The sequence below is a fragment of the Pontibacter rufus genome (assembly GCF_015694705.1).
Taxonomy (GTDB): domain Bacteria; phylum Bacteroidota; class Bacteroidia; order Cytophagales; family Hymenobacteraceae; genus Pontibacter; species Pontibacter rufus.
In genome coordinates, this window is sequence record NZ_JADQDR010000007.1 from 70,967 (window position 1) to 84,801 (window position 13,835).

Annotated in this window: 16 protein-coding genes; 7 read left to right on the top strand and 9 right to left on the bottom strand. The window is 49.1% G+C overall.

Annotated elements, in window-relative coordinates; all coding sequences use genetic code 11:
- Positions 1-148: 148 nt before the first annotated feature.
- Positions 149-619 carry a peroxiredoxin gene (locus I2I11_RS12800; protein WP_196268115.1) on the bottom strand — a complete coding sequence of 157 codons (471 nt, stop codon included), beginning with the start codon at positions 617-619 and terminating at the stop codon, positions 149-151.
- A gap of 157 nt (positions 620-776) precedes the next feature.
- Between I2I11_RS12800 and I2I11_RS12805 the strand changes: the two genes are divergently transcribed.
- The 7 genes from I2I11_RS12805 to I2I11_RS12835 all read left to right on the top strand — a co-directional run bounded on the left by I2I11_RS12805 (position 777) and on the right by I2I11_RS12835 (position 7,339).
- On the top strand, positions 777-1,469 hold the full coding sequence (locus I2I11_RS12805) for a glycosyltransferase family 2 protein (protein WP_196268116.1): 693 nt from the start codon (positions 777-779) through the stop codon (positions 1,467-1,469).
- Positions 1,470-1,483: 14 nt separating this feature from the next.
- Entirely contained in the window at positions 1,484-2,965 is a 1,482-nt protein-coding gene (locus I2I11_RS12810; RefSeq protein ID WP_196268117.1) for a cellulose synthase family protein, read from the top strand.
- The gene (locus tag I2I11_RS12815) at positions 2,962-4,296 is read left to right on the top strand and encodes an MptA/MptB family glycosyltransferase (RefSeq protein ID WP_196268118.1); all 1,335 of its coding nucleotides are present in this window, start codon (positions 2,962-2,964) and stop codon (positions 4,294-4,296) included. The genes I2I11_RS12810 and I2I11_RS12815 overlap by 4 nt, the downstream gene beginning before the upstream one ends.
- A 182-nt stretch (positions 4,297-4,478) precedes the next feature.
- Complete coding sequence (locus tag I2I11_RS12820; RefSeq protein WP_196268119.1) at positions 4,479-4,757, top strand: hypothetical protein; 279 nt, start codon at positions 4,479-4,481, stop codon at positions 4,755-4,757.
- A gap of 133 nt (positions 4,758-4,890) precedes the next feature.
- On the top strand, positions 4,891-5,934 hold the full coding sequence (locus I2I11_RS12825) for a PDDEXK nuclease domain-containing protein (protein WP_196268120.1): 1,044 nt from the start codon (positions 4,891-4,893) through the stop codon (positions 5,932-5,934).
- Positions 5,935-5,972: 38 nt separating this feature from the next.
- Positions 5,973-6,578 (top strand): hypothetical protein, encoded by a 606-nt coding sequence (locus tag I2I11_RS12830; RefSeq protein WP_196268121.1) that lies wholly within the window; start codon positions 5,973-5,975, stop codon positions 6,576-6,578.
- A gap of 140 nt (positions 6,579-6,718) precedes the next feature.
- Positions 6,719-7,339: a haloacid dehalogenase-like hydrolase gene (locus tag I2I11_RS12835; protein ID WP_196268122.1), complete on the top strand. Its 621-nt coding sequence runs from the start codon at positions 6,719-6,721 to the stop codon at positions 7,337-7,339.
- Positions 7,340-7,669: 330 nt separating this feature from the next.
- Here the strand turns inward: I2I11_RS12835 and I2I11_RS12840 are convergent, their stop codons facing one another.
- From I2I11_RS12840 to I2I11_RS12875, 8 genes are all read right to left on the bottom strand, one after another.
- Complete coding sequence (locus tag I2I11_RS12840) at positions 7,670-8,350, bottom strand: DUF2461 domain-containing protein (protein ID WP_196268123.1); 681 nt, start codon at positions 8,348-8,350, stop codon at positions 7,670-7,672.
- 88 nt (positions 8,351-8,438) lie between these two features.
- On the bottom strand, positions 8,439-9,047 hold the full coding sequence (locus I2I11_RS12845) for a TIGR04282 family arsenosugar biosynthesis glycosyltransferase (RefSeq protein ID WP_196268124.1): 609 nt from the start codon (positions 9,045-9,047) through the stop codon (positions 8,439-8,441).
- Entirely contained in the window at positions 9,040-9,561 is a 522-nt protein-coding gene (locus I2I11_RS12850; protein ID WP_370582976.1) for a rhodanese-like domain-containing protein, read from the bottom strand. The genes I2I11_RS12845 and I2I11_RS12850 overlap by 8 nt, the downstream gene beginning before the upstream one ends.
- A gap of 21 nt (positions 9,562-9,582) precedes the next feature.
- Positions 9,583-10,650, bottom strand: coding sequence for an arsenosugar biosynthesis radical SAM (seleno)protein ArsS (gene arsS / locus I2I11_RS12855; protein ID WP_196268125.1), 1,068 nt, complete (start codon positions 10,648-10,650; stop codon positions 9,583-9,585).
- Positions 10,651-10,652: 2 nt separating this feature from the next.
- The gene (locus tag I2I11_RS12860; protein WP_196268126.1) at positions 10,653-10,988 is read right to left on the bottom strand and encodes an arsenosugar biosynthesis-associated peroxidase-like protein; all 336 of its coding nucleotides are present in this window, start codon (positions 10,986-10,988) and stop codon (positions 10,653-10,655) included.
- A 174-nt stretch (positions 10,989-11,162) separates the two neighbouring features.
- Complete coding sequence (locus tag I2I11_RS12865) at positions 11,163-11,867, bottom strand: TIGR04282 family arsenosugar biosynthesis glycosyltransferase (RefSeq protein WP_196268127.1); 705 nt, start codon at positions 11,865-11,867, stop codon at positions 11,163-11,165.
- 398 nt (positions 11,868-12,265) lie between these two features.
- Positions 12,266-13,096: an anti-sigma factor gene (locus I2I11_RS12870; protein ID WP_196268128.1), complete on the bottom strand. Its 831-nt coding sequence runs from the start codon at positions 13,094-13,096 to the stop codon at positions 12,266-12,268.
- A complete protein-coding gene (locus tag I2I11_RS12875; RefSeq protein WP_230680251.1) occupies positions 13,089-13,643 on the bottom strand; it encodes an RNA polymerase sigma factor in 555 nt (184 codons plus the stop codon). Before I2I11_RS12875 ends, I2I11_RS12870 begins: the two co-directional genes overlap by 8 nt.
- Positions 13,644-13,835 lie beyond the last annotated feature (192 nt).

The window sequence follows — 13,835 nt, forward strand, 5'->3', positions numbered from 1 at the left end:
GTCTTGATTCTTTTGCCTACTTTTCTCATCAAGGAGAAAAGTAGGGCCCAGCCGGCGAGGCGAAAAGCTAACAATGAATTTTGTAACCTCAAATTTGTAAAGAATATTTTCTACGAAGCGAGATTATTATCTACAAGCTTTATCTAACCTATACTTCCTCTAAATCCTTCAATACCTCCAGTGCCGTGCTCACATGCTCCAGCGGCTTGGTCATGGAATTAAAGATATACCGCACGATTCCTTTTTTATCGATGATGTAGGTAACGCGACCGGGCAGCAGACCTAATTTGCGCGGTACGCCATACAGGTCGCGAATGCGGCCACCTTTGTCGCTGAGCAGCAGGAAAGGCAAATGGAACTCCTGCTCGAACCGCTGGTGCGATGCCACGCTGTCGGAACTGATGCCCACGACCTCTGCCCCCTGCTCCTGAAACACCTCATACTGGTCCCGGAACTCACAGGCTTGTTTGGTACAGCCCGGCGTGTTGTCCTTCGGGTAGAAGTATAGCACCACGTTTTTCTCTTTCAGCAAATCATAGAGGCTGAACATGCTGCCGTCCTGCCGCTGCAGTTCAAAATCCGGGGCCTTGTCGCCCACTTTCACAGGGTTCTCTTTCATTGTTGTTGCTTTATATTGTTGATAACATATACCGCTGCATTATGTTATAGTTGTAAAGGTAAGCTTAGCTGGACGTGTTTATCAAAAGTCCGCAACAGCCATCGTTCTATAGTTTACCACACATAAAATCAGCATCTTTGTGCCACGCACACCCGCTATGCCCCGAATAAACGTCATTATACCTGCTTACAACGAAGAAAAATCCATTGCCAAAGTAATAGCAGCTATTCCCGACGGGCTGGCAGACGACATCGTGGTGGTCAACAACAATTCCTCCGACCAGACCGCCGCCTCCTCCCAGGCAGCGGGTGCTACGGTGCTGCAACAACCTGTATCCGGCTACGGCAACGCCTGCCTGGCTGGTATTGCCTACGTTGCAGCCAAGCCTGCTGCTACCCGCCCGGACATCATCGTGTTTCTGGATGGCGATTATTCGGATTATCCCGAAGAGATGCCCCGGTTATTACATCCTATACTGGAAGGCGAGGCAGATTTTGTGATTGGCTCCCGCGCCCTGGGCAAGCGGCAGTACGGGGCCATGCTGCCGCAGCAGCTATTCGGCAACTGGCTGGCTACAACCCTGCTGCGCCTGTTTTATAATGCATCTTTTACCGATTTGGGCCCTTTCCGGGCTATACGCCTGGATACGCTGCTGGCGCTGGATATGCGCGACCGCACCTATGGCTGGACGGTGGAGATGCAGGCCAAAGCAGCAAAGCACGGCATCCGCTACACCGAGGTGCCGGTAAACTACCGCAAACGCATCGGGTTCTCCAAAATTTCCGGCACCGTGAAAGGCACGCTTTCAGCAGGCTATAAAATTATTTTTACTATCTTTAAATACATGTAGCGGCAGCAGCAAATATGAGTATACTGGATGTGATGGTGATAACGGTTTATGGTTGCTGTCTTGCTTTTATTTTCTGCTATAGTATGATACAGCTGCACCTCACCATTATGTACTGGCGCCGGAAAAACCACCTGCCAGCAGCAGCTAGTACGACCCTGCCAAACCAGGATTTGCCCATGATTACGGTGCAGCTCCCCGTATACAACGAGCGCTATGTGATAGAACGCCTGCTGGACGCTGTGGTTGCTTTTGATTACCCGCACGACCGCCTGCAAATACAAATCCTCGACGACTCCACCGACGAAACAACAGCCATTATCGCAGCAAAACTGCAGGAATATACCTTAAGCGGCATCTGCTTTGAGCACATCCGCCGCTCCAGCCGGACAGGCTACAAGGCTGGTGCCCTGCAGGATGCTTTAGCAACGGCTACCGGTGAGTTTATCGCCATTTTTGATGCCGATTTTGTACCTGCTCCCAATTTCCTGAAAACAACGCTCCGCTCCTTCACTTCCCCGGCCACCGGAATGGTGCAGACCCGCTGGGGCCACCTCAATGCCGGTTATTCGCTGCTCACCAGGCTGCAGGCTTTCGGGTTGGATGCACATTTTACAGTGGAGCAGGTGGGGCGCAACAGCGGCGGGCACTTCATGAACTTTAACGGCACTGCCGGCCTGTGGCGGCGCGCCTGCATTGAGGATGCAGGCGGCTGGCAGTCCGATACGCTTACCGAAGACCTCGACCTCAGCTACCGCGCCCAACTGAAAGGATGGCAATTTGTGTACCTGGAAGAAACAGAAACGCCGGCCGAGTTGCCTCCAGACATGGGTGCGTTAAAATCGCAGCAGTTCCGCTGGACGAAAGGAGCCGCCGAAACAGCCCGCAAACATTTGACCCGTGTGCTGCAAGCATCGCTGCCGGTTAGTACCAGGCTGCATGCGTTTTTTCACCTGCTCAACAGCGGCGTATTTATCTGCGTATTCCTCATGGCTATACTAAGCGTGCCGATGCTGTACATCAAAAATAATCTGCCGGAGCTGGATATCCTGTTTAACATGGGCGCTTTGCTGCTGCTGAGCCTGCTGGCACTTATCGGGTTTTACTGGACGGCGCTGTACCAGCAAACGCATTCTGCCCGGAAAACCGCACAATGCTTTATACCTGACTTTTTCCTGTTCCTGGCTATCTCTATGGGCTTGTCGCTGCACAACAGCCTGGCAGTGCTGGAAGGTTACCTGGGCCGCAAAACACCCTTCATCCGGACGCCCAAGTATAACCTGGCCCAGCCAAAAGACTCATGGCGGCACCGTGCCTATACTATGGAAAGTATAAGCCTGCTGACGGGGCTGGAAGGATTATTAGCGTTATACTTTGTTTTCGGGATCTGGGCGGATTTCCGGCTGCACGATTTCGGGTTTCTGCCGTTCCACGTCCTGCTCACGCTGGGCTTCGGCATGGTGTTCTCGTACTCCGTTTTTCATAGCAGCCGCGCATGAACATACCCCGGAGCAACACGGCCACCTATACTTTAATGGCTTTGTCGGCAGTGGCCTACCTTGCGCTGGGTTATGCCACGCAACGCACAGAATTTACGCAATTGCTGCTGCTCTTCACTTTTTGCTTCGGGGCTTACCTTTATCTCATCAACCACAAACTCAACCTCTGGTATGGCATGGCGGCGGCTATACTTTTCAGGCTGTTGCTGCTCTTTGCCGTGCCCGCCCTCTCCGATGATTATTTCCGGTTTGTGTGGGATGGCCGTTTGCTGGCTGCAGGCAGTAACCCATACTTATACCTGCCCAGTCAGTTGCTGGAGCCGCATATAATGCAGATTTCTGGTATAACGCAGGAATTATACCAGCACCTGAACTCGCAGGATTACTACAGTGTGTACCCGCCGGTAGCGCAGGCGGTGGGCTGGCTGGCTATAAAGTTGTTTCCTGGTAACCTGGTGGGCAATGTGGTTATTATCCGGCTGGTGCTGCTGCTGGCCGATGCGGGCAATATACTGTTGCTGCGCCTGCTGCTGCGCAAAATGGCCCTGCCCGAAAAACACGTGCTGCTCTATGCGCTTAACCCGCTCGTGATTATAGAACTCATCGGCAACCTGCACTTTGAGGCACTTATGATTTTTTTCCTGCTGCTGGCGCTGTTGCAGCTTTTCTACCTGCGGCTGCTTCCTGCGGGCCTTGCTTTCGGGCTGGCCGTGGGCGTAAAGCTATTGCCCCTGTTGTTTCTGCCCCTGGTGCTCCGCCGCCTTGGCCTGCAAAGATTTATGATTTTCGGAACCATAATGCTGGCAACAGTAGTGGCCGTGTTTTACCCGCTAGTATCTACGGAGGTACTCAGGCACATTCTGAAAAGCGTGAACTTATACTTCCAGAAGTTCGAGTTTAATGCCAGCCTGTATTACGTGCTGCGCTGGCTCGGTTTCCGGCTGGCAGGCTTCAACCTGATTATGGTTATTGGCCCTTTGCTGTCGGCGGTTACGCTGGGCGCTGTGCTGTCGATGGCCGCCGTTAAAAGGCTGGGCTCCACCCGCAGGCTGATGGGCTACATGGCAGCAGCCCTGGCCGTGTACCTGTTCCTGGCTACCACCGTGCATCCCTGGTATATCACCACGCTGCTGGCCCTTACAGTGGTCAGCCATTTCCGGTTTGCCGTGGTGTGGTCGGGCCTGGCTATACTTAGCTACGCTGCCTACCAAACACCAGCTTACCAGGAAAATCTCTTGCTGGTTGCTATCGAGTATAGCATCGTTTTCGTCTGGCTGCTCATAGAATTATACCTTTACCGGCAGCGCCGCCATGCTAATCTGACAGATTGAAGCAATAGGAAAGGATTAGAATAATTTAATGATGAATGATTTTATAGCTGCTGATTTTATCTATATTTAGCATGAAGTTTATTCGGCTTATTTTTCAAAAAATACAAATATGCTGAATAGTTTTCCCTTTGACGGATAATTAGGTAAAATAAAAGTCATAGAAAAAGGAGTAAAGTTGAAGAATGGATGATGTACAGAAATCGGCTTCTCAGAAAGCTTTTTTTATCTCGCTTATATATGTGGGTGTGGGTACGCTGTGCCTTTTGTCTATGTACGCAGATTCGCCTTTATATGGTGACTGGGCGTTTTTTGGTGCGCTTATAACTCTCCCTGTGACCTTCGCTAGCTTTGGTTTACTTTATATGGAGCCTGAAAGATTTGGCTTGGCTTTACTTATTCAAGCTATAATGTTCTTTGTTATGTGGTATTTGGTTTATAGGTCGCTGAACAAAACTAAATAGTCGAATGAAATTGATTTACCTAACAAAGCACATGAGCAAAGCGTCGGCTACTCCTCACACATCGTCTACACAAGTCCGTTTTGGGCATATTTGAAAAACTTTAGATTCTGTTTACAATACTTAATCTGGTAATATGATTGAAGATAGCGAGCATATTATTGCGTATAGAACCTGGATTAAAGCGCTAAAATCTAAAATTCAGTCAGCCAGAATCAAAGTTGCTTTATCAGTAAATGCGCAACTAATAGAGCTATACTGGGATTTAGGGAAAGATATTTCTGAGAAGCTGGGAAATTCAAATTGGGGTTCTAAGATTATAGAACAAATTTCTACAGACCTGAGGCATGAGTTTCCCGACCTCAAAGGTTTTTCCCGCAGAAACTTATACGCGATAAAGCAATGGTATCAATTCTATTCGCAGCAGTATGATTTTGTGCCACAAGCTGTGGCACAATTGCCATGGGGACATAACCGGCTTATCGTTTCCAAGATAAAGGATGTTGCAGATGCCATATTTTATTGTGAAGCGGCTATAAAGAACGGTTGGTCAAGAGATGTCCTTGAGATGCAATTGGATAGCAGGCTGGTAGAGCGCACAGGAAATACTACACATAACTTTGATAGCACCTTGCCTGAGCAACAGTCCCGGATTGCTTCCCAAACCTTTAAAGACCCTTACAACTTCGACTTCCTCGGCCTGCATGATGAGGCATTGGAAAGAGAAATAGAAAATGAGTTAACAGCCAACATAACAGAGTTCCTGCTGGAACTGGGCAAAGGCTTTGCGTTTGTGGGTAGGCAGTATAAAATCGAAATAAGTGAAACTGACTACTTCATAGATTTATTGTTCTATCACTTAGACCTGCGCAGTTACGTAGTCATCGAACTTAAAGCAGGGAAATTTAAACCAGAATATGCGGGTAAGCTTAACTTCTATCTTTCGGCAGTAGACAGCCAGATAAAAAAACCACATGACAACTCTACTATTGGAATACTCCTGTGTAAGAAGAAAGATAAAATAGAAGCTGAATACGCCCTGAGAGACATTAATAAACCTATGGGCATAAGTGAATACAAGTTGACCCAGGCAATTCCTGAAAATATAAAAACGCAGCTCCCCTCTATTGAAGAGTTAGAGCATGACCTGAACGAAAAAATAGAAAAGAACAGGCGGTAGCCACATCAGGTATTATAACCAAGCACACCCACCCAACCATGAGAAAGATCTACCTGCTAATCATACTTTCCATTTGCAGCATCAAAGCATTGGCGCAAACAGAGGAAGCAACACAAACTGTAGCACTGGACAGGCTGCTTAAACTAGAGCTGGGACTGCATGGATTGGGGCTTGGGTATGAAGTGCCGTTTGCTGAGAAGTGGTCGCTGAATTTAAGCGGCGGACTGGGAGGCGGGTATTACCTGGAAAACAGCGGAAATGCGAATGACTTCAACAGTTCATTCATCATCAACCAGCCTGTGGCCTATTTCAGATCAGAATTTAAGTATACTTACAATCGTCGTAAAAGGCTGATCAAATCAAAATCAATCCTGCATAACACAGGCAATTACGTAGCTTTCCAGACGAAGTATACCACCAACCGGGTGTTCAGGAGCAATGCATGGGAGGAAATGATTAATCCCTTAAACAGAACGCTGCTCCACGAAATACACTGGGGCATACAGCGGCCGCTCGGGCAAAAGTTTATTTTCAACATGCACTTGGGCCTGGGTTATGCCACCGATTTCGACTTCAACAACAGCCAGGTTTACCCGGCTGCAGGCGTTCAGTTTGCCTACATCCTGTCTAAAGGTATAAAGTAAGAGGAAATTTGATATCTAACTGGAACCACCAGGAAGGCAAACCTGCAGCCACCTCTGACTTCTTATTTGCAACAATTCATCGCCAAACACGAACAAAGCAGCCGGCTTATACGTGATACCTTAAACCCAAACCAAAGGCAATGGCTAACCGCGAAGAAGCAGTAAAGGTAGTTGTGATAGATCTGAATCTTACTTTTTATAACAAGAGCTCCAAGGACGAATTCTTTAAATTTATCTGCACCAAAAAGCCGCAGAATGCCAGGTACTATTTTCAGATGCTTTATTATAAACTGCTGGTAAACCTGCACCGGATAAGGCAGACTGAATTTAAGGAAAACTTTTTTAACTACCTGGATAACATTCCGCCGGCGCAAGTTGAGGCTTATGCTAAAGAGTTTTGGGAGAAAGAATATCCGGAGGAATTCAATCAGGAGCTCAAACAGCGCCTCGACAAACTGAAAGCAGATGGCGTGGAAGTTTTTTGCGCCACCGGTGGCCTTGAACTCTATGTAAAGCCTCTGTTTGATCTATACCCGATTGACGGGCTGGCCGGGACAATCGTTAAGTATGAAAACGACACTTACCTGGTACAGGGCAAAGCTTGCAAGCAGGAAGAAAAGCTACGCAGAATAAAGGAACACTATAAAGGCCGGCCTTTCAAAATTGTGGAAGCTTACTCCGACAGCAAGGAAGCCATACTTGACGCAGCAGAAAAAGCTTTTCTGGTAGAGGATGGAGAAATTTCTCCATACAATAGCTAAGATTAAAACATATATGAAGACCGCCTATATGGGTGCACTTAAGTATAAATTGCTGGTGACAACACCAACAGTGGCTGGAAGTAAAGTATTGCAGTTTGAAATATGCTACTTGGTTTTCTTTGTCATCCTGAATGAATCTTGGTTGAAAGGGATATTCCGGGAGGTTAAGCAGTAGCGGCTTGCCCACAAGATTCTTTCAGGATGCCAGATGCATAGAGCCAGTTCAATAGCTATACTTATATCCTGATTACAGCATTACAGCAACGATTTATACTTCCAGCAGCAAGCAATGCGCTGCTACTGAAACAAACCCGGAAGTGCAGATCACCACTAGCTTTCCGGCTCCCGCAGCGGGGCTGTGAGGAAATCATTCAGCGGCTTCAGGGCTTTAAATCCGGCAAGCACTACTTCCAGGAAATCATTGCGCAGCACCAGCTCATCCGGCAGGGGCATGATGCCGTTCCAGCTTTTGTGGCGCAGGTAATTGATGGCGGGGTTGTCTTTGTCGTAGCCTTTGGGCGTGGTTTTAAGCTGCTCGCCCTGCAGGGCGCCAAAGCGGCTCTTGAAACCCTCCGCCTCCACTATACCTGTAAATCCATCCAGGTTATAATCAATCTCCTGCCGCACTGCTTTGAGCTGTTCCGCCGGGGGATACCATAGCCCACCCGCCAGGAACGAATTGTTGTTGCCCGCCAAATGGATATAATAGCCCGGCAGCACGGATTTGCGCCCGCCTTCGGCAATATAGGCGCCGAAATGATCTTTGTAAGGACGTTTGTCGTTGGAGAAACGCACATCGCGGTAAATCCGGAACACCAGGTCTTTGCCCTGCTGCCCGCGCGCCGCAGGCTCAAAATGCTGCATCTCCTGCAGGAGTTCATCGAGAAAATTAATATACGCTTTGCGGGCGGCCTCATAACGGCCTTTGTGTTCGTTAAACCATTCGCGCGTGTTGTGCTCCGCTAAATCAGTCAGAAAGGTGAGGGTGCTTTTAGCTATAGTTGCAGGCATTTTTGTTCTTTGTTTATTTTATACTTTGCAGCTGGCTTTGGTAGACACATTCGTATTAGGGCATCAGATCCAGAGCTGTCTTGTTCTTTTATAAGGAGAAGTTCAAACCGAAATCTGTTCCTAAATCCTCCACATAATCTACATCCGAGAGGCACGGCAGCAAGGCGCAAGTTAAATGTAAATGTTCGATGTCCTGAAGCGTGGCCGGAAAGACTTCTGCTGTGCTCCATTGTTTGTTCCGGAAGAATGCAGGATATAGCTTTTTCATGCCCAGCAGGTAATAACCGCCATCTTCTGCGGGGCCCATTACCACATCACGCGCCTGCAGCTTATCGAATGCCTGCTGCACTATTTCCTGCGTCAGTTGCAGGCAGTCGCTGCCGATGATGACTACCGAAGTATAGCCTTCGGCAAAAGCGGCGGCAAAAGCAGCCTCCATCTTATGGCCTAAGTCGCCTTCCGCCTGTAACCGCTTCTGGTATTCCGCCTCAGGCCAGAGATCGTTTTCCGCTACTCTATCAGTATAGTATACCCGCTTATCTACCGGCAGGCACTGCGTTACATGCCGCGTATGTTGCAGCAGGTGCAGGTAAACTTCCAGCGCTTTTTCGGGGCCAATGGTGGTGGCCAGGCGCGTCTTCACTTTGCCCAGTTCGGGATTACGCACAAACAGCAACAGCAGCCTCCTGTCAGTCATACACCTTTTCTCCTTTTTGCAGCCACACGCCCCATGTTTTGGAATAAGCATGTACCCGGTTGGTCCTGCCCTGCCTGTTGTATACCGGATAACCCTCGTTTACCCATTCAAACAAGCCGCCATATAGGTTTTGTACCTGGTGATAACCAGCCTCTTTCAGCTCCTCCCCGATTTTCTGGCTACGCGCGCCAACGGAGCAATATACTACAATGGGCGTATCTTTCGGAATGTCCTGTACCTGCTTTAAATCAAATTTATCGGCGTTTACGAAGCGGGCACCTTTGATGTGGCTCACGCGGAACTCAGCGGGTGTGCGAATATCGAGCAGCAGAGGCTTTGGCCCACCGGATTGCTGCAACTGTGCTGCTAATTGTGCGGGTTTAATAAGTGGAAAATTATCTTTGTAAATACCCTTTAGCATGAGGTGATACGCACTGCCGGATGATTGCCCGCACGCCTGCATCAGCAACAGGCAGCAAAGGGCTGCCACCAGGTATAGTTTCTTTTGCATCATCCTCAGGTATAATATCGCGCCTTACTTCACCGTTTCGCCGCCGCAGCTGGAGCCGGCGCCAGCGGTGCAGCCGTAACAGTGCTGGTTCAACACAATGTGGCGCGCATCAAGGGCGGCAACATCAAAATCACGGAGATGCTGCATGGCTTTTGGGGCTACTTTTAGGTCGAGCATCTGGTTAAAATCGCAGTCGTAGAGATAGCCATTCCACCCTACCGAAATGGTGTTGCGGCACATCACGCCGGCTGCGGCAGCCGGGTTGAAGGCGTCTACCAACTTCTGCATATAGCTGTCGTAATTGCCGCTTTGCACCAGGTAATCTAAATAGCGGCTAATGGGCAGGTTGGTGATGCAGAACAGGTCGTTGAACACAATGCCATAGCCACTACTGAGCCTGCGCTTAAATTCAGCTTTGAGTGACGCCTGGCTGCCCGGCAGAAATGCGCCAGAGGGATTGTATACCAAATCCAGCAACAAACCTGTTTCTTCCTGCCCATACCCTACCTCATTCAGCAGTTGCAGGGCTTTGATGGATTTCTCGAACACACCCTCACCGCGCTGGGCATCGGTGCGTGACGCCTGAAAGTATGGCAGCGACGATATTACGTGCACACCATGTTGCTTAAAAAACGCCGGGAGATCATGATATTTTTTGTTGGCAAGTATAATGGTGAGGTTGCAACGCACGATTACGTGCCGCCCCATAGCTGATATTTCCTCTACAAACCATCGGAAATCAGGATTCATCTCAGGTGCGCCGCCGGTCAGATCTACCGTGGTGATTTGTGGTGCCCGTTGCAGCGCCTGCAGGCACAGCGCCATCGTTTCGCGCGTCATAATCTCTTTGCGGTCGGGGCCGGCATCTACGTGGCAGTGCCTGCAGGTCTGGTTGCACATTTTGCCCACATTTACCTGCAGGATGGTAGTGCCCGTTGGTGTTAACGGATACAGCCCGTGTTCGCGCAGGCGCTCTGCGAAAGCAGGGAATTCATCCCCCTGCCGCCTGGATTGCTGGAGTACATTGAGTTGAAAGGCGGAATCGGCCAGCTGGTGATGCTGGCCTTTTAATGATTTTACAGTGGACCCCATTGTTACATGGTCAGTTCTTTGATTTTGTTCATCATCTGCACGCCATGCACCAGCGCCGAACCACCTTTGATGGCAGCAGCTACGTGTACGGCTTCCATCATCTGGTTCTCATCGGCTCCCTTTTGCAGGCAATCGGTACTATAAGCATCAATGCAGTAAGGGCATTGCACCGCATGCGCCACGGCCAGGGCAATTAATGATTTTTCGCGTTCCGTCAGTGCACCTTCTTTAAAAACTTCGCCATAATAGTCGAAGAATTTGCGGCCCATTTCAGGCTGCAGTTCAGATATATTGCCAAATTTAGCAAGATCAGCCGGGTTGTAATACGTATTTTCCATGTGGTGCGGTAGTTTCAGTGATATGGCTCAATAGATACGCAGCTATACCCGCAAGCGGATTTAGCTGCTGTTTTATAGTTGCTATGCTAATAAAAAAGCCGGGCAAGCCTGTAATCCGGAGGCAGCCTTACTACAGCAACCGGAAAAGGCTACCAAAGTTCAGAAGAAGGTGATTTAAAATGGAGGAGCGCGCAGCAGCAGCTTGCTCAGGTATAATTCAAGCGGCTTTAGTAACAGGTTACGGAGCAGCGGGAATCTCAGGAAATGTCCTTTGTAGATGATCAGCAGCTTTATCCGGAGCCTGAAAGGCAGGCGCTGCAGGACACGGGTAAAATCTTCGGCCGAGTCAATGTCTGCTTTCGGGGCAAGCAGGGCAAAACACCCGAGGGTGGAATGCTGGCGGAAGGAGTACAAGGTAAGCTCATCCAGTACCTTGCCGGTTTGCCAGTTCAGCATAGCAAACGCCTCAGGGTCGAAGCAGCTGATATGCATGCCTATCAGGTAGGCGCCGCCGTCAGCTGCGGGCCCTATTACCATGTCATGCTGCTGCAGCGATTCTCCGGCTGTTCGCAAGTCTGCTGCCGAAAGGGCCGGGCAGTCGCTGCCAATGCATATTACCCGCTGGTAACCTGCTTCAAAAGCATCCTGAAATGCATTGGCCAGGCGCTCGCCAAATGTTCTGCCGGACTGTTGTGCTGTTAGAACTGTAACGAGCGGCAATTTACTCTGCTTCACGACGCTGAAGGTGTGCTGCAACAATACTTCTGCCACTTCCTTGTTCCTGGCGACAGCATGTCCCGAGCAGAAAGATTTATACTTTGTCTCGTGGGCTGCATCGTGTGCAAACAGCAAAATAGCGGTATCGGCAGTTTCGTTCATCTAGGACGCATTATTTATATACCTCTCTACCTGCTACAGTATATTTTGTTACAGTAAAATGTAAAAGAAGCAGTGATATTTCTGCTATCCGGCTGCAAATTATTCCGGCCGGACAGCAGCATAATGCGGGATTTCAGATGCGGAAAGCAGCGCTATATTGTACCTAAAGCCGGGCATTACAGGTAAATTGTCAGGTATAATACAGCATCAGCCGCTGGTAGCCAAACAGCTTTCACTATTTTAACAAGCTGAATACTTGTAAGATAGACACTTTTGTTTTGTTAAGTTACAGTGCACGCAGGTATAGCAAAGTTACGCAAGCCGGGTGCTGCGGTTTTCATACCTATACAACGCCCTAATACTGCCATTTTACAAGTAACGGGCACCCGGAAAATTTATCAGGATTTTATCTCGCCCATCACGAACATCTGGTCAAGCGTGGGGTTTATACTCCCGCCAACCGGCTCAAGGGTAATGGCAAAAGCCTGTGCGGCTTCAATCTGCTTCATCTGCTGCATACCTGGCTGGCCATTTGCCTGCAGCATTCCGGCATCTATGGGTTTGCCGTCATAAAGCGCCCACAGCTGGTACTGCTTGCCCGCCGGCAGTGCCGGCAGTTGCACAGCATCAACGTATACTTTCTGTTGCTGCGGGCTCCAGTATACCATCACGTTTGCGTTAGGATGCGCTTCCACACCCTTCAGTTTTACGGGCCTGTAATCTTCATCGCGCAGCATTCTCAGGAGCTGCTCCTGCTGGTTAAGCTGGTAAGAGGCCGTCTGATAATTTTGCGCCAGCGTTTGCTGTGAGGCTAGTGCCGTAGACAACTTTCCTTCCGCCTGCTGCCACTTCTGATAGAAATGATAACTCAGGAAACCTGATAGCAGAAACAACACCACACTGGCAGCAAACATCCACCTGTAAGGCAACGCTTTCTTTTCCGCAGCAGGATACAGCGGACGCACATTATCTGCTTCGTCCGCATAGCCGCCTGCCAAAGGCGATACTGCAGCAATGTGTTGCATAATGCTTGCCTTGAGTTCCGGCCTTGGTGGCACGGCATGCAGCCGGGCATAATTATCTATTGCCTCGCAAGCCTCCTGCAGGGCAGCTTGTATTTCTGCCGAGCTGGCGGCCATACGCTCCACCTCCTGCCGTTCGTGCTGGTTCAATGCACCCAGGGCGTACATTTCCAATATTCCGGACGCTATGTATTCTTCGCTATTCACGTCCTTTAAAAAACTTTCCCAATAATTTAATTGCACTGCGCGCTCTTGTCTTTACCGTTCCTAACGGAATATCAAACTCCTCCGCGATTTCACTTTGCGTCATGCCCTCAAAATACATCAGATCGATAATCTGCTTTTGATCGGGGCTTAATTTCTCCGTGATTTCGCGCACGCCAATGTGCTCTGGCCGAAAGGATTCGGTACCCAGGTTTGCCCGCGGCGATACAGGGATATCCTGCGTTTTCTGACTTACGCGGTGCTGCTTTGAGCGGATTTTGTCGATGGCTAAATTCCTGCAAATGTTTATCATCCAGGTAAACAGCCTGCCTTTTGCCTCATCATAACTGTGGAATGAGTTCCATATTTTAACGAAACCCTCCTGCAGCACGTCTTCCGCTGTTTCCTCTACTTTTACAATCTGCAGCACCACGCCATAAAGCGCTGCGCTGTACATGTCGTAGAGCACGGAAAGCGCCTGTGCGTCGCGTGCGCGCAGCCGGGCTATCAGTTCCTCCTCGCTTAGTTTATATGTCGGTTGGTTTGGCAAAGATGCTAACGCTTAAATCCTGGATGAATTTTGTCATCCACAGCAAATTTATGTTTTTATTTTGGGAAACTGCTTTACTAACTCTTTTGAGAGTAAATTGTTGCCTGTAACCTAAATATCTTTTCAACTACGAAACAACAACAACATCCCGGCTATACCCTGCCGTATACTTACAGAACAAATTAAGCAACA